The organism is Streptomyces sp. NPDC033229 (assembly GCF_055576875.1).
On the sequence record NZ_JBVIQR010000002.1, the window covers coordinates 133,685 to 149,994 of the forward strand.

The following is a 16,310-nucleotide window of genomic DNA, read 5'->3' on the forward strand; positions in this document are numbered from 1 at the left end:
CAGTGACTGAGGATCGAGCCTTGACTGAGCAGCTCCGACTGATGGCCGTTCACGCCCACCCCGACGACGAGTCGAGCAAGGGCGCGGCCACGATGGCCAAGTACGTGTCCGAGGGGGTGGACGTGCTGGTCGCCACCTGCACGGGTGGTGAGCGTGGCTCCATCCTGAACCCCAAGCTCCAAGGCGATGCCTACATCGAGGAGCACATCCACGAGGTCCGCGCCAAGGAGATGGCGGAGGCGCGCGACATCCTCGGCGTCAAGCAGGAGTGGCTGGGCTTCGTCGACTCCGGGCTGCCCGAGGGCGACCCGCTGCCGCCGCTGCCCGAGGGCTGCTTCGCGCTCCAGGACGTCGAGGTGGCGACCGGGGCGCTGGTGAAGCTGATCCGCGAGTTCAAGCCGCACGTGATCACCACGTACGACGAGAACGGCGGCTACCCGCACCCCGACCACATCATGACCCACAAGATCTCGATGCTGGCCTTCGAGACGGCCGGTGACCCGAGCCGCTACCCCGAGGCCGGCGAGCCGTGGCAGCCGCTGAAGCTCTACTACAACCAGGGCTTCAACCGGCAGCGCACCCTGGCGCTCCACGAGGCGCTGCTGGCGCGCGGCATGGAGTCCCCGTACGGGGAGTGGCTGGAGCGGTGGCTCACGGCCGGCCGCGAGCGGACCCTGACCACCTTCGTCCCGTGCGGTGACTTCTTCGAGATCCGTGACAAGGCGCTGATCGCGCACGCCACGCAGATCGACCCGGACGGCGGCTGGTTCCGCGTGCCGCTGGACCTCCAGCGCGAGGTCTGGCCGACCGAGGAGTACGAGCTGGCGAAGTCCCGCGTCGGCACTTCCCTCCCCGAGGACGACCTCTTCGCGGGCATCCGCAACAATTGACCCCATGATGAGCGCGACCGCTTCCCTCGCCGCCACCCACCTGGTGCCGTTCGCCGCTGATGAGCTGGACCAGAACAAGGTCACTCCCGGTGTGCTCGGTTTCATCGTCTTCGCCCTCATCGGCGGTGCCGTATGGCTGCTGATGAAGAGCATGAACAAGCACATGAAGAAGGTGGACTTCGAGGAGACCCCGGCGAGCCCGGACGAGGGTGGTGCGGGCTCGGGCGGCAAGACCACCCGGACCACCACCAACATGACCAAGGGCGCCGTGCCCAACGGCGGGCCCGCCACCTGACCGGCGGGCCCGGCCACCCCGATCGGTGAGGCCGGTCGCCCGATGGGCGACCGGTCGACCGGTGGGTGAGGTCGGCATGCCCGGACGGATGCCCCACTCTCCCGACGGATGCCCCACTCTCCCGGTGGGTGGCCGTCTCTCCCCGGCGGGTGGGCCGATCCCCTGACGCGCGGGTCCGACACTCCGTCGGGTGAGTCGGCCTGCCGGGACGGCGCTCCGGCCCTTGGCCGCATGACCTGCTGTGGGTGGCTCAGGCCTCCCGGGGCAGCACTGCCATGACCTCGCGGGCCCGGCGGTTCGGCACCATGCCGAGCCGCCATGCCTGCCAACCCGTCTCCGGCGGGGCACCTCTCGCCAGCATCACGGCGTACGCCTCGGCGTAGTCCTCCAGAGCCGGGTCGCCCGCCCAGTCGGCGTCCCGCAGCTCGCGCAGGAGCGCGGCCAGCTCCTCCTCGGCCACCGCCGCCCCCACCACCGCACCTCCCGGCGAGGCGTACGGCAGCAGCGTGCAGCGCAGGAACCGGGCCCAGCTCCCACCGCGCCGGTCGCCGTACTCCGCGAACAGCCGCGCCGCCTCCTCCAGCAGCGTCAGGGCCTGCACCGTGCGGCCATTGCCCGCGTCGATCACCGCCAGCTCCACGCAGGACCACGCCTCGCCGTGCGGGACGGACAGACGCCGGAAGTCCGTCCGGGCGTCCTGCAACAGCTGCCGGGCGAATCCGCTGTTGCGCAGGCCGCCCGTCTGCGCCGCCCGCTGATCACGGGTGACCCGCCCGGAGTGGTGCCGGGCGCAGGCCAGGCCGTATCCGTCGCGCATCCGGTTGAACATCGTGCGCGCCCGCTCCAGGGCCCGCACCGCTGCCGCCTGGTCCCCGCACTCCTCCAGCGACTGGCCCAGGTAGTACAGCGACCAGGCCTCGCCGCGCGCGTCCTCGTTCTCCCGGTGGCGGGCCGTGGCCCGCCGCAGCTGATCCGCCGCCCGGGCCGGATCCCCGGCCACCAGGCGGGCCCGCGCCAGCTGGGTCAGGGCCCAGGCCTCACCACGGCTGTCCCGCGTCCGTCCATAGCTCTCCAGGGCCTCGCGGAGCTCCGCCTCCGCACGCGTCACCTGGCCCATCCGCAGCCGCACCTGGCCGAGCTGGAAGTGCGCCCACGCCTGGCCGTGCACGCTCTCGCTCCGCCGGTGCAGCTCCAGCGCCTCGTTCAGCAGGTCCAGCGCTTGCGCTATCCGTGCCCGGTCCCGCTCGACCGCCGCCAGGGCGTGCATGGTCCAGGCCCGGTCCCCGCTCAGCTCCGGCGCGGTCTGGAGTTCCAGCGCCTCCCGGAGCTTCACCGCCGCCTCCTGGAGGTTGCCCTGATGCTGCAAGGTGACGCCCAGGTCGCGCAGCGCCCGGGCGGCCCCCGCCGGATGCTGGGCGTCGAAGTACAGATCGACGACGGAGGACAGGGTCGTACGGGACTTGTCCAGCTCGCCGAGCTGCCGGGCGGCGACACCCGTGCGCCACTGCACCGAACGCGACAGCAGGCCCCGGTCCGTGGCCTGTGTCAGCTCACTCAGCTCACCCAGCCGGTAGAGATCGCCGCGCAGCAGGCAGTAGTCGCACAGGGCGCCCAGCAGATGCAGCACCGCCGCCTGGTCGACGCCCTCCGCGTGGCGCAGCGCCGCGGTGATGAAGCTCGACTCGTCGTCCAGCCAGCGCAGCGCGGCGGCCAGGGAGGCGAAGCCGTGGCCCCCGGCGGCGCCCTGGGTGAACATGTCCGCCCGGGTCGAGGTCTTGCCGTCGACCATGCGGATCACCGTGTCGGCCAGCTCCGCGTAGCTGCGGATCAGCCGCTCCTGCGCGGCCGCCCGCTCGCCCGGCTCCTCCTCGTCGAGCAGCCGGGCGTGGGCGAAGTCCCGGACGAGGTCGTGCATCCGGTACCGGTTGGCGCGTACGTTCTCGATCAGGCCGGCCCGGGCGAGCGCCGTCAGCTGGTGTGCCGCCTCCTGCTCGTCCGTCGCGAGCAGCGCCGCCGCCGCGGCCGCCCCGAGCGAGGCCCGGCCCGCCAGCGCCAGCCGCCGCAGCAGCCGCCGGGCGCTGTCCTCCTGGTCGGAGTAGCGCAGTCGCAGGGCCCGCTCCACCGGGTCGGCCGTTCTCTGCGCTTCCAGATCCGCCGCCAGCGACTGTGGGCTGCGTGATCCCAGTGAGGAGCCCGCCACGCGCAGGGCGAGCGGCAGCCCACCGCACAACTCCCTCACCCGGACCATGGCCTTCTCGCCATCCGGTCCGGCGTCCTCCAGTGCGGTGCCCTTCAGTCCGGTGCCCTGGAGTCCGGTGTCCTCCGGTCCTGTGGTGACCGGACCGGAGTGCTTCCACGGCCCGCTGGAGCCTTCCGGGGCGGCGACCGGGGGAGATTCCTCGGCCGCCGAACGCAGCAGCTCCTCCGCGCCCGCCTCGTCCAGCGGCTCGACCGGCAGCTCGTGCACCCAAGCCACCAGGTCCGGAGGCAGCGTCAACGGGGCGCGGGCCGTGACCAGCACCAGGCTGTCGGAGCGCTCCGGGATCAGCGTGCGGATCTGCTCCGGATCCGAGGCGTCCTCCAGGACCACCGTCACGGGCAGCCCGGTGAGGTGCTGGTGGTAGAGCTCGGACAGGCGCCGCAGATGCCGCTCCTGAGGGGAACGCTCCCGGAACAGCAGCTGATCGCGCGGCGCGCCCAGCCTGTTGAGCAGATGGAGCAGCGCGTCCCGGGTCGGCAGGGGCGGCGCGCCTTGGGTCTCCCCGCGCAGGTCCACCACGCAGGCGCCCCGGAACTGGTCGCGCAGATGGTGGGCTGCCCGCACCGCGAGCGTCGAACGGCCGGACCCGGGCGGCCCGTACAACAGGACGACCGTCGGTCTGGTCTCCGTGCTGGCCCGCGCCTGATGGACCCATTGGGCGATCTGCGTGATCTGCGCCCTGCGCCCCGCGAACAGGCCGTCGGGGGCCGGAAGGTGATCGAAGGACTGCTCCAGCACGCTGCGCCGCAAGGCGGCCGCGCTGCGGTCCGTGCCCCGGCGCAGCGGGTCGTGGCCCACGGTGTCGGTGCTCGGCTGCCCGCCCGTGCTGTTGGCGCGCGTCGCCGCCGACACGATGCGCTGCTGGTCCAGGAACGGGCGGATGCCCCGCACCTCCACCGCCGTCAGCCACTGCAAACGCAACTGCTCGGCGCCGCCGGGCTGCCCCCGCAAGCCCGCCCGCCGGTGCGCGGCCGGCCAGTGCCCGGCCGTCAGCTTGAGGAAAGTGACGGCCGAACCCGCCACGGCCACGACGGCCCCCGCGCCGAGCGCGGTCCCGGCCGAGGTCCCGGATACCAGGTCGACACCGAACGCCGTCGCCGCCGCCACGGCCGTGACCAGCAGCGGAGTGCTGAGCGAGGCGCGTGACAGACGGGCCGTCAGCGGCATTGCCGACGCCGTCTCCTCATCAAGGGCGCCTACATACGCGCCGTACTCCTCGGCCGCCGTGGCCGCTATGGCATCGAGCTCCTCACGCGCCCGGCGCAGCAGCGCCACGCCGTCGGCCCGGCCACCCGAACGGCGCACCTCTTCCTCGACGGCGCGCCCCAACAAGCCCTCGACATCCGTGCGGTGGACCTCTCGCAACACGGCCAGCGAACCCGGCATGTGCTTCCCCCTCACCAGCGATTGCTCTGTGCCTCACGTGTGAACCCCAAGTGTTCCGCCTGGACAAGATTTCCGGCAGCCCTGTGGATAACCGACCGGCCGCGCCTGTGGAAAACTCACCATCGGGCTCGGTTCGGGTAAGGATGGGGTCATGCCGAACCGCCTGGCGCATGAGACGTCCCCGTACCTCCTCCAGCACGCAGAGAACCCGGTCGACTGGTGGCCCTGGTCTCCCGAGGCCTTCGACGAGGCCCGGCGCCGCGGTGTGCCCGTGCTGCTGAGCGTCGGGTATTCGAGTTGTCACTGGTGCCACGTCATGGCGCACGAGTCGTTCGAGGACGAGCCGACCGCCGGTTTCCTCAACGAGCACTTCGTGTCCGTCAAGGTCGACCGCGAGGAGCGGCCGGACATCGACGCGGTGTACATGGAGGCCGTCCAGGCCGCCACCGGTCAGGGCGGCTGGCCGATGACGGTCTTCCTCACCCCCGAGGCCGAGCCCTTCTACTTCGGCACCTACTTCCCGCCCGCTCCCAAGCACGGCATGCCGTCGTTCCGGCAGGTGCTGGAGGGAATCAAGGTCGCGTGGACCGATCGCCGCGAGGAGGTCGGGGAGGTCGCCGGCCGTATCGTGCGGGAGCTGTCCGAGCGGACCCTGGCCTTCGGCGTGCCCGCATCGGAGGACGGCGGCCCGGCCGCCCCGCAGCCGCCGACCGTCGAGGACCCGCACAAGGCGCTGATGGGACTGACCCGCGATTTCGACGCCGTGCGCGGCGGTTTCGGCGGCGCGCCGAAGTTCCCGCCGTCCATGACGCTGGAGTTCCTGCTGCGCCACCACGCCCGCACCGGTTCGGCGGCCGCTCTCCAGATGGCGCAGGCCACCTGCGAGGCGATGGCCCGCGGCGGGATCTACGACCAGCTCGGAGGCGGCTTCGCGCGGTATTCCGTCGACGCCTCCTGGGTCGTGCCCCACTTCGAGAAGATGCTGTACGACAACGCCCTGTTGTGCCGGGTCTACGCGCACTTGTGGCGTGCCACCGGCTCGGAACTCGCCCGGCGGGTGGCTCTGGAGACGGCCGACTTCCTGGTGCGCGAAATGCGCACGGATCAGGGCGGATTCGCCTCCGCGCTGGACGCCGACAGCGCGGTGCCGGGGGACGGGAGCGGTAAGCACGTCGAGGGCGCCTACTACGTCTGGACCCCCGCCCAGCTGCGGGAGGTGCTGGGGGAGCAGGACGCGGCGCTCGCCGCGGCCCACTTCGGGGTCACCGAGGACGGCACCTTCGAGGAAGGCGCCTCCGTCCTCCAGCTTCCCGACACCGAGGAGCTCATGGAAGCCGGGAAGATCGCGTCCGTACGGGCCCGGCTGCTCGCGGCGCGCGCGGAGCGGCCGCGGCCCGGCCGTGACGACAAGGTCGTGGCCGCCTGGAACGGGCTGGCCATCGCCGCGCTCGCGGAGACCGGCGCCTACTTCGACCGCCCCGACCTCGTCCAGGCCGCGACGGACGCCGCGGACCTGCTGGTACGCACCCACATGGACTGGCAGGCGCGGCTGTTCCGTACCTCCCTGGACGGTGTCGCGGGCTCCCACGCCGGCGTTCTGGAGGACTACGCCGACGTTTCCGAGGGATTCCTCGCGCTCTCCGGCGTCACCGGCGAAGGGGTATGGGTCGACTTCGCGGGGCTGCTCCTGGACACCGTCCTGGTGCACTTCACCGCCCCGAACGGCTCCTTGTACGACACCGCCGACGACGCCGAGGCCCTCATCCGCCGCCCGCAGGACCCCACGGACAACGCCACCCCCTCCGGTTGGACGGCGGCCGCCGGGGCGCTGCTGTCCTACGCCGCCTACACCGGCAGCTCCCCGCACCGGGAGGCGGCGGAGCGCGCGCTCGGTGTGGTGCGGGTGCTCGGCCCGAAGGCTCCCCGCTTCATCAGCTGGGGCCTGGCCGTCACGGAGGCGATGCTGGACGGCCCCCGCGAGGTCGCCGTCGTCGGCCCGCACGACCACCCCTCCACCGGTGAACTGCACCGCACCGCCCTGCTGTCCACGGCGCCCGGCCTGGTCGTCGCGGTGGGCGAGCCGCCGTCGGGCGAGCAGGGGGAGCAGGTGGAGGTCCCGCTGCTGGCCGGGCGTTCGCTGGTCGACGCCCGTCCGGCCGCCTATGTGTGCCGCCACTTCACCTGCGACGCGCCGACGCCCGACCCCAAGGTCCTTGAGGAGCAGCTGATGGGGCAGCAGTGAGATCGCGGGCGGTCCTGAGCAGGTCGGTCAGAGGGTCAGGCCGCGCGCCAGTACGTCGAGGCCGCGGCCGATGATCACCATCAGGTCCTCGCCCTGACCACGGTCCACCCACGTCATCATGGCCTCCTGTATCGCCGCGAGGATCGCCACGGCGGCGACCCGCAGCTCCAGGTCGTCCGCGTGGCGCCCCGTACGCTCCGCCAGCACCACACGGAGCATGCGGGAGGACTCCGCCGTGCCCTCCGCCGTTCTGCCGCGCAGAGCCGGGACCGCCCGTACGAGTCTGGTGCGCTGCATGAGTTCGGTGATGTCGTGCTCGATGGTGTGGCGCAGGGAATCCATGACGCCCTGTCGGACGGCTTCCAGCGGTGACTCGTGCGGCGGACGGGCTCTGATCGCGGCTTCCATGACGCGGTCGTACTCGTCGGTGAGGACGAGGTCTTCCTTGGTCGGGAAGTACCGGAAGACGGTGCTGGGGGAGACGTCGGCGGCCTCCGCGATCTGGTCGACCGGTGTCGCGTCGTACCCCTGCCTCTCGAAGAGCCGGTAGGCGGCGCGGCGGATCGCCTGCCGGGTCTGGATCTTCTTCCGCTCGCGCAGCCCGAGCCTGGGCTGGGGCTGCGCCGCGGATGATGTCTGAGCTGAGGCCATGGAAAGCATTCTCAGGCATGTGTGTTTTGGGGGACCACAGCGCCCACGTGGGGGAGTTGATGTGGAAAGAAGGTGACTTTCAAAAGCATGCGGCCCTCAACTTCACTGTCTTGATGGCACCCTGATTGTCAGTGGGGTGTGTCACGCTCAGTGGAGGGCAGAGGTTCACTCAGTGATGATCGGAGGGGACATGCTGGTAGGTGCCGTGGCGAAGCTGATGGCCACGCTGGTCATAGCGTTATGCGTCGGAGGCTTCCTGGTGGCGGGTGAGATCGCGGTGCTGGCCGTGGTCCTGGCGGGAGTCGGTGCCCTGACATGGCGAGTGGCCGTGGCATCGAGGCCACGGCCACCGCGAGGGAGCCGACAGGCGCGTCCGGCGCCGGGTGTCTCAGGCGTGCGAATAGGCCACCAGGGAGATGCCCACGTAGTGCACGACGAAGGCCGCCAGCGTGAGTGAGTGGAAGACCTCGTGGAAGCCGAACCACCGCGGTGACGGGTTGGGGCGCTTGATGCCGTAGATCACGCCGCCCACGCTGTAGAGCAGTCCGCCGACGATCACGCAGACGAGCACGGCGATGCCGCCCTTGCGCAGGAAGTCCGGCAGGAAGAAGACGGCGGCCCAGCCCATGGCGATGTAGCAGGGGGTGTAGAGCCAGCGAGGGGCGCCGACCCAGAAGACCCGGAAGATTATCCCGGCCACGGCGGCCGCCCAGACCGCCCACAGCAGCGCCTGACCCCGGCCGCCGGGCACCAGCAGCATGGTCAGCGGCGTATAGGTGCCCGCGATGATCAGGAAGATGTTCGCGTGGTCGAGGCGGCGCAGCAGGCCGCTGACGCGCGGGCTCCAGTCGCCCCGGTGGTAGAGCGCGCTGATGCCGAACAGCAGACACGCGGTGAGGACGTAGACCGCGCAGGCGATCCGGCCGCGGGTGCTGTCGGCCAGGGCGGTCAGGAAGACGCCGGCGATCAGGACGGCGGGAAACATCCCGGCGTGCAGCCAGCCGCGCAGGCGTGGCTTGACCGGAATCGCCGGGTCGAGCGGCGTGCCGTCGGGGAGTGCGGCGGTCGCGACGCCGGCGGGGGCGGGGGGCGCGCTGTGCGCTGCGTCGGGCGCGGATGTCATGCCCGACATGCTACCTACGCCACCGTAGGTTACGGACTGGTATCACGTGGCGATGGTCACGGGAGCGCCCCCTGGACAGATCGGAAGAGGAGTCGGATGATCAAATGAGTGCGGGCGGCACCGGATGAGCGGTCACGAAGCGTCTGGGTCGCAGCTCCCAAGGGGCAACCATCACGAAGCGGACTTCGCTGGCGGAAAGGCCAATAGGCAAGGTCCGTTCCACCCTCAACATCTGACGCCGGGCACCGCGGTTCCGGCGGGACGGAGCGATCGTGGCGCGCAGCAATGCGGCTCCCACCAGCCTCACCAACCACCAGGAGCTTCTCTCCTGGGTCGACGAGATCGCCGCCCTCACCGAGCCGGCCCAGGTGGTCTGGTGCGACGGTTCGGAAGCCGAGTACGAGCGCCTGTGCGAGGAGCTCGTCGCCAAGGGCACCTTCAAGAAGCTCGACCCGGTCAAGCGCCCGAACTCCTACTACGCCGCCTCCGACCCCAGCGACGTCGCGCGCGTCGAGGACCGCACCTTCATCTGCTCCGAGAAGGAGGAGGACGCGGGCCCGACCAACCACTGGAAGGCCCCGGCCGAGATGCGGGAGATCTTCTCCGGTGAGCAGGGCATCTTCCGCGGCTCGATGCGCGGCCGCACCATGTACGTCGTGCCATTCTGCATGGGGCCGCTCGGCTCGCCGCTGTCCGCGATCGGCGTCGAGATCACCGACTCGGCGTACGTCGCCGTCTCGATGCGCACCATGACCCGGATGGGCCGCCCCGTCCTCGATGAGCTCGGCTCCGACGGCTTCTTCGTCAAGGCCGTGCACACCCTCGGCGCCCCGCTGGCCGAGGGCGAGACCGATGTCCCGTGGCCGTGCAACAGCACCAAGTACATCTCGCACTTCCCCGAGGACCGCGAGATCTGGTCCTACGGCTCCGGCTACGGCGGCAACGCCCTGCTGGGCAAGAAGTGCTACGCCCTGCGCATCGCCTCCGTCATGGCCCGCGACGAGGGCTGGCTGGCCGAGCACATGCTCATCCTCAAGCTCACCCCGCCCGTCGGCGAGCCCAAGTACGTCGCCGCCGCCTTCCCGTCCGCCTGTGGCAAGACCAACCTCGCCATGCTGGAGCCGACCATCTCCGGCTGGACCGTGGAGACCATCGGCGACGACATCGCCTGGATGCGCTTCGGCGAGGACGGCCGCCTCTACGCCATCAACCCCGAGGCCGGCTTCTTCGGCGTCGCCCCCGGCACCGGCGAGAGCACCAACGCCAACGCCATGAAGACCCTCTGGGGCAACTCGGTCTTCACCAACGTCGCCCTCACCGACGACAACGACGTCTGGTGGGAGGGCATGACGGAGGAGCAGCCCGCGCATCTGACGGACTGGAAGGGCAACGACTGGACCCCGGCCAGCGGGACTCCGGCCGCCCACCCCAACGCCCGCTTCACCACCCCCGCCTCCCAGTGCCCGATCATCGCGCCCGAGTGGGAGGACCCCAAGGGCGTGCCGATCTCGGCGATCCTCTTCGGTGGCCGCCGCGCCTCGGCCGTGCCGCTGGTGACGGAGTCCTTCGACTGGCAGCACGGTGTCTTCCTCGGCGCCAACGTCGCCTCCGAGAAGACCGCCGCCGCCGAGGGCAAGGTCGGCGAGCTGCGCCGCGACCCGTTCGCCATGCTGCCCTTCTGCGGGTACAACATGGGCGACTACATGGGCCACTGGGTCAAGGTCGGCCAAAACGCCGCGCGCAAGGGAGACGCCGCGAAGCTCCCGAAGATCTACTACGTCAACTGGTTCCGCAAGGACGCGGAGGGCCGCTTCGTGTGGCCGGGCTTCGGCGAGAACGGCCGGGTGCTGAAGTGGATCGTGGAGCGCCTGGAGGGCAAGGCGGAGGGCGTCGAGACCCCGATCGGTGTGCTGCCGACGCGTGCGGCGCTCGACACCGACGGCCTGGAGATCAGCGACGCCGACCTCGATCTGCTGCTCACGGTCGACAAGGAGGTGTGGCGCGAGGAGGCGGCGTTGGTGCCCGAGCACCTCAACACCTTCGGTGACCACACTCCGCCGGAGCTGTGGGACGAGTACCGTGCGCTGGTCCAGCGCCTGGGCTGACCGCTCCCCGCATGCCCCCGTGGGCCCGGTCCGACCTGTCTCGGACCGGGCCCACGGGCGTGCGAAACGCGAGGCGAAGGGAAGCGCCGGCCGAAGGGGACGTCGATCGAGGGGGCGTCGGTCAAAAAGAAGCGTCGGCCGAGGGGTGTCAGGCCGCTTCGGAGATGCCGAGAGTCGTCGCGTGGGCGCGCAGCCGCTCGGCGGCCAGCGCCGAGCCGGCGACGTCACCACGGGACGTGGCGACCACCAGGGCCTGTCCGGCGAGGGTGTGCGCGCGCTGGTGCAGCGAGGCGACCCGGGAGGCCGTCCAGGCGGAGGTGCCGGCCGACGGCATGGCCCGCAGCGGCGGGTGTCCGCCGCTCAGCCGCGCCACCCGCTCGGCGAGCCGGCGCGCCGCGTCGTCCAGCGAGGCGTCGGGCGTGAGCGCGCGCAGCTCGTCGGTGACGGTCAGCAGCGCGGTCAGATGCCCGGCCAGCCGGATGTCCAGCTCCTCCTCGCGGGAGCGCTGCGGACCGTGGTGCGTGCGCGTTTCGGCCATGGTGTGGACCGACTTGGTACGGATCGGCTCGTACATGAATGGCCTCCTGAACAGTCTCAGAAGGCCATCCTAACTTAGACGGCGTCTAAAGTTATTTTGCTTACAGATCGGGTTCGGTGTGCGGCGGGGTGTAATCGCCCGTCACGTCTGGCTGTAGCCGTCCAGGAAGGTGCCGATCCGCGTCACCGCGTCCGCCAGGTCCTTCGTGTTCGGCAGGGTGACCAGGCGGAAGTGGTCGGGCTCCGGCCAGTTGAAGCCCGTGCCGTGCACCACCATGATCTTCTCGGCCCGGAGCAGGTCCAGCACCATCTGCCGGTCGTCCTTGATCTTGTAGACCTTCGGGTCGAGCCGCGGGAAGGCGTACAGCGCGCCCTTGGGCTTGACGCAGCTGACGCCCGGGATCTGGCTCAGCAGCTCGTACGCCACATCGCGCTGCTCCAGCAGCCGACCGCCCGGCAGCACGAGGTCGTTGATCGTCTGCCGACCGCCGAGGGCCGTGGCCACGGCGTGCTGCGCGGGCATGTTGGCGCACAGCCGCATGTTCGCCAGGATCGTCAGGCCCTCGATGTAGCTGTCGGCGTGGGCCTTCGGGCCGCAGACCGCCATCCAGCCGCTGCGGTAGCCGGCCACCCGGTAGGACTTGGACAGACCGTTGAAGGTCAGCGTCAGCAGGTCGGGGGCGATCGCGGCGGTCGGGGTGTGGGTCACGCCGTCGTAGAGGATCTTGTCGTAGATCTCGTCGGAGCAGACGATCAGATTGTGGCGGCGGGCGATCTCGGTGAGGCCGCGCAGCATCTCGTCGTCGTAGACGGCACCCGTGGGGTTGTTCGGGTTGATGATGACGATGGCCTTGGTGCGGTCGGTGACCTTGCGCTCGATGTCGGCGAGGTCCGGCATCCAGTCCGACTGCTCGTCGCAGCGGTAGTGCACCGCGGTACCGCCCGCCAGGGACACCGAGGCGGTCCACAGCGGATAGTCCGGGGCGGGGACGAGTACCTCGTCGCCGTCGTCGAGCAGCGCCTGCATCGACATCTGGATCAGCTCGGAGACGCCGTTGCCGAGGTAGACGTCCTCCACGGAGAGCTCGATGCCCTTGGTCTCGTAGTGCTGCACCACCGCGCGCCGGGCCGAGAGCAGCCCCTTGGCGTCGCCGTAGCCGTGCGCGTCGCCCACATTGCGCAGCATGTCCTCGAGGATCTCCGGCGGGCACTCGAACCCGAAGATCGCGGGGTTGCCGGTGTTGAGCTTGAGGATGCGGTGACCTGCCGCCTCCAGCCGCATGGCCTCCTCGAGCACCGGGCCACGGATTTCGTAGCAGACGTTTGCGAGCTTCGTTGACTGGATCACCTGCATGACGGCCACCATACGGGGGCACGAAAAGCGGCGCGCACTGTTTATCGGCGGGCGTGCCTCACACCGGCGGGGCCCACGCGCACCGGATCAGCCGACCGGCGTGCGCCGCACCGCGCGCCCCGCCAGGACGTCCGTACGCCGCCCGTCTTCCATCACAAAGCGACCATCGATCAGGACATATGGAATGCCGGTCGGAAGCGTCCGAGGGGCTTCGAAAGTGGCACCGGCGGTCACGGTCTCGGGATCGAAGAGAACGAGGTCCGCACGGAATCCCGGGCGGATGACACCCCGATCCGCCAGCCGCAGGCGGGCCGCGGGACGGGACGTGAGATGCGCCACGCACTCCTCCAGCGGCAGGACGCCCAGCTCCCGCGCGTACCGGCCCAGATACTGCGGGAAGGTGCCGTACGCGCGCGGGTGCGGCTTGTCGCCGTGCAGGATGCCGTCACTGCCGCCGGTGTGCACCGCGTGCCGCATGATCGCTCGGACGTTCTCCTCGTGTCCGACGTGATGGAGGATCGTGGACCCCAGCCGGTCCTCGATCAGCAGCCGACGGGCCGTGCTCCACGGCTCCTCGCCGCGCTCGCGGGCGCAGCGGGCGACGGACCGGCCGACGTGGTCCGCCAGTCCCGGGTCCGCGACGCCGGAGATCTCGATGGTGTCCCAGTCGATCGGCACGCCGTGGCAGCCGTCCGCACCCTCGGCCTCCACGGCCCGCCGGATCCGCTCGGCCGTCGCGTCGTCACGCAGCCGCGCCAGCACCGCCTCCGGTCCGCCCTCGCCCGCCCAGCTCGGCAGCATCGCGACGAGCGTCGTGCAGCCCGGGGTGTACGGATAGGTGTCCAGGGAGATGTCGGCGCCCGCCGCCAGCGCGGTGTCGAGAAGGTCCAGCAGCTCGGGGGCGCGGCCCTTGTTCACGTCGAAGTTCATGACGGCGTGGGCCAGGTGCAGGGCGCAGCCCGCCTCGCGGGTGAGCGCGACCATCTCCTCGTACGCCCGCAGCGCGTCGGCCCCGTAGGAGCGGTGGTGCGGGCAGTAGTAACCGCCGTAGCGGGCCACCACCCGGCACAGCTCGGTCAGCTCGGCGTCGGTGGCGTACATGCCCGGCGTATAGGTGAGCCCCGACGAGAGCCCGACCGCGCCCTCCTCCAGGCCCTCGGCGACCAGGCGCTTCATCCGCCCGGTCTCCTCGGCCGTGGCGGCGCGGCGCTCCCAGCCCACGGCGAGCATCCGGACGCTCCCCTGTGGCACCAGGTAGGCGGCGTTGACCGCGATGCCCTCGCCGCCGAAGCCGTGGTCGAGACGGTCGAGGTACTCCCCGACGCTCCGCCAGGTGAAGTCGATGTCGTGACCGTCGCCGTTCCAGCCGGTGATCTGCGTACGGACCTCGGCGAGGGTGCGGTCGTCGACCGGCGCGTACGACAGGCCGTCCTGGCCGATGACCTCCAGCGTCACGCCCTGCGCGGCCTTCGCCTCGTGGCCGGGGTCGAGCAGCAGGGCGAGGTCGCTGTGGGCGTGCATGTCGATGAAGCCGGGCGCGAGCGCCAGGCCATGGGCGTCGAGGACGCGGGTGCCGCCGGGGCGGGGGCCGTCCCCCTCCCGGTGGATCGCGGCGATCCAGCCGCCCGCGACGGCCACGTCCGCCCGGTAGGAGGCGCCGCCGGTGCCGTCGATGACGCGCGTGTCACGGATGACGAGGTCCATAGGTGCGTGCCCTTCTCTTGGCCGGGCGGGCTCCGGATGGTCTCCGGGCTCTTGGCTCCGGGCGGTCTCCGGGCTGGGCTCCGGGCGGTCTCCGGGCTGGGCCCCGGGCGGTCGCCGGACGGGCTTGCCGTTCCCATGGCCTCCGTCGCCGGACGGGCCGCTGAAACGGCGAGCCCGCCCGGCGACGGAGGCGCTGAGGGCTAGGGTGTGTCCGCAAAGTCGCGCCTGGCCCGCGACGCCTGGCACGCACGCTCGCTGCGTTGTCGGGCTCGCCCGAGTACGCCCGGTACGAGGACGACCCTCCGCCTTGCGATCGCACGCTCCCCCAGCTACCGCTGGGAGGTGCCCCCAACGCCGTGGGCCACGCCCTTCGGGCGTACGCCGCGACTTTGCGGACACACCCTAGAAGAACGTGCGGATGTAGTCCGTGACCGTTCCGTCCGCCTCGGCCAGCGGGATCATCTGCCACTTGTCGAAGACCGTGCAGGGGTGCGACAGGCCCAGCCCGACCCAGTCCCCGACCTCCAGCAGCACGCCGTCCGACACCTCGACGAAGGCGTGCTGGTCGGCGAGCGCGGTGACCTTCAACCCCTCGGCGGGGCGCAGCGAGCCGTCCCGGGCGGACCGTACGACCTGGGCCTCCGGCAGGTCGAGGTCGTAGGCGGCGTCGCGCTTGCCCGCGTTGAGGTAGGCCCGGCCGGGCTCGGGCCGCGAGACGACCTGCGCCCACAGCCGGAAGGCGGGCTGGAGGGCGCCTTCCTCGGGGTGGCGGTTGAAGGGGGTCTTGCGCCGGTACTGCCCGTCGTCGTGGGTGACGTACGCGCCGGAGCGCAGCAGCTTGAGCACCGGCGCGGACAGCGACGGAAGCTCCGCGAAGACCTCGGCGACGGCGTCGAACCAGGCGCTGCCGCCCGCGCTGACGACGATCCGGTCCACGCCCGCGAAGTGGCCCGCCTTGTCGAGTTCCACGGCGAGCGCGGTGAGCCGGCGCAGCCAGGCGCGCACCTTCTCGCCGTCGGCCTGCGGAACCTCCGCCTCGTAACAGGCGACGCCGACCAGGCGCAGGGTGTCCGTGGCAGCCACCGCCTCGGCGAGCGCCAGGCTCTCGGCCTCGGTCCGTACGCCCGTGCGGCCGCCCGCGACGCCCAGCTCGATGACGACGTCGAGGGGGCGCCCGGCCCCGCCGTCCCGCAGGGCGGCGTCCATCAGCTCGACGCCGCGCACGGAGTCGACGTAGGTGATGAGCTGGAAGTCGGGGTCCGCGGCCAGCTCGCCCGCGATCCAGCGCAGCGCCGGCGCGTCCACCACCTCGTTGGCGAGGAAGATCCGCCGCACACCGAAGGCGCGGTAGACACGGACCTGGGTGGGGACGGCGGCGGTGATGCCCCAGGCGCCGTGGTCGAGCTGCCGCTCGAAGAGCTGCGGGGCGAGCGTGGTCTTGCCGTGCGGGGCGAAGGCGAGACCGTGCTCGGTGGAGTAGCGCTCCATGAGAGCGAGGTTGTGCGCGAGCGCCTCGGCGGAGAGGGCGAGTACGGGCGTGGTGAAGCCGCCGGTGAACAGCGAGCGGCGCTCGGCGGCCAGCTCGCCGACGGTCAGCCCTTCCGCGTCCGGGGGCAGCCCCTTGAAGCGGTGGTCCACCCGGTCCTGGGCGAGGCGGGTGACGGCGTCGTGGGCGGCCAAGAGAGCCTCCAGAGAAGAAGGTTGCAACGTGTGCAACACCCATTGCGTGTAGCGCTCGGAGCTGTCTAACATCCGGGCAAGCG

At 71.3% G+C, this 16,310-nt stretch carries 11 protein-coding genes; 4 read left to right on the forward strand and 7 right to left on the reverse strand.

Annotated elements, in window-relative coordinates; all coding sequences use genetic code 11:
* Positions 1-20 precede the first annotated feature (20 nt).
* Positions 21-890: a mycothiol conjugate amidase Mca gene (gene mca / locus ACZ53N_RS02525; protein WP_469139124.1), complete on the forward strand. Its 870-nt coding sequence runs from the start codon at positions 21-23 to the stop codon at positions 888-890.
* 4 nt (positions 891-894) lie between these two features.
* Positions 895-1,185, forward strand: a complete 291-nt coding sequence (locus tag ACZ53N_RS02530) for a hypothetical protein (RefSeq protein ID WP_469139125.1) — start codon at positions 895-897, stop codon at positions 1,183-1,185.
* Between the two features lie 250 nt (positions 1,186-1,435).
* Here ACZ53N_RS02530 and ACZ53N_RS02535 read toward each other — a convergent pair whose 3' ends face one another.
* Positions 1,436-4,831, reverse strand: coding sequence for a tetratricopeptide repeat protein (locus tag ACZ53N_RS02535; RefSeq protein WP_469139126.1), 3,396 nt, complete (start codon positions 4,829-4,831; stop codon positions 1,436-1,438).
* A 151-nt stretch (positions 4,832-4,982) separates the two neighbouring features.
* Here ACZ53N_RS02535 and ACZ53N_RS02540 point away from each other — a divergent pair, with 151 nt between their 5' ends.
* The gene (locus ACZ53N_RS02540) at positions 4,983-7,073 is read left to right on the forward strand and encodes a thioredoxin domain-containing protein (RefSeq protein WP_469139127.1); all 2,091 of its coding nucleotides are present in this window, start codon (positions 4,983-4,985) and stop codon (positions 7,071-7,073) included.
* A 27-nt stretch (positions 7,074-7,100) separates the two neighbouring features.
* Here ACZ53N_RS02540 and ACZ53N_RS02545 read toward each other — a convergent pair whose 3' ends face one another.
* On the reverse strand, positions 7,101-7,733 hold the full coding sequence (locus tag ACZ53N_RS02545; RefSeq protein WP_469139128.1) for a TetR/AcrR family transcriptional regulator: 633 nt from the start codon (positions 7,731-7,733) through the stop codon (positions 7,101-7,103).
* 379 nt (positions 7,734-8,112) lie between these two features.
* Positions 8,113-8,847 carry a PAQR family membrane homeostasis protein TrhA gene (gene trhA, locus ACZ53N_RS02550; protein ID WP_469139129.1) on the reverse strand — a complete coding sequence of 245 codons (735 nt, stop codon included), beginning with the start codon at positions 8,845-8,847 and terminating at the stop codon, positions 8,113-8,115.
* A gap of 272 nt (positions 8,848-9,119) precedes the next feature.
* Here trhA and ACZ53N_RS02555 point away from each other — a divergent pair, with 272 nt between their 5' ends.
* The gene (locus ACZ53N_RS02555) at positions 9,120-10,952 is read left to right on the forward strand and encodes a phosphoenolpyruvate carboxykinase (GTP) (RefSeq protein WP_469139130.1); all 1,833 of its coding nucleotides are present in this window, start codon (positions 9,120-9,122) and stop codon (positions 10,950-10,952) included.
* Between the two features lie 148 nt (positions 10,953-11,100).
* Here the strand turns inward: ACZ53N_RS02555 and ACZ53N_RS02560 are convergent, their stop codons facing one another.
* From ACZ53N_RS02560 to ACZ53N_RS02575, 4 genes are all read right to left on the reverse strand, one after another.
* On the reverse strand, positions 11,101-11,526 hold the full coding sequence (locus tag ACZ53N_RS02560) for an SCO4983 family protein (RefSeq protein ID WP_469139131.1): 426 nt from the start codon (positions 11,524-11,526) through the stop codon (positions 11,101-11,103).
* A gap of 105 nt (positions 11,527-11,631) precedes the next feature.
* A complete protein-coding gene (locus ACZ53N_RS02565) occupies positions 11,632-12,843 on the reverse strand; it encodes a pyridoxal phosphate-dependent aminotransferase (RefSeq protein WP_469139132.1) in 1,212 nt (403 codons plus the stop codon).
* A gap of 87 nt (positions 12,844-12,930) precedes the next feature.
* On the reverse strand, positions 12,931-14,547 hold the full coding sequence (locus ACZ53N_RS02570) for an N-acyl-D-amino-acid deacylase family protein (RefSeq protein ID WP_469139133.1): 1,617 nt from the start codon (positions 14,545-14,547) through the stop codon (positions 12,931-12,933).
* Between the two features lie 402 nt (positions 14,548-14,949).
* Positions 14,950-16,227 carry an amino acid deaminase gene (locus ACZ53N_RS02575; RefSeq protein ID WP_469139134.1) on the reverse strand — a complete coding sequence of 426 codons (1,278 nt, stop codon included), beginning with the start codon at positions 16,225-16,227 and terminating at the stop codon, positions 14,950-14,952.
* Positions 16,228-16,310 lie beyond the last annotated feature (83 nt).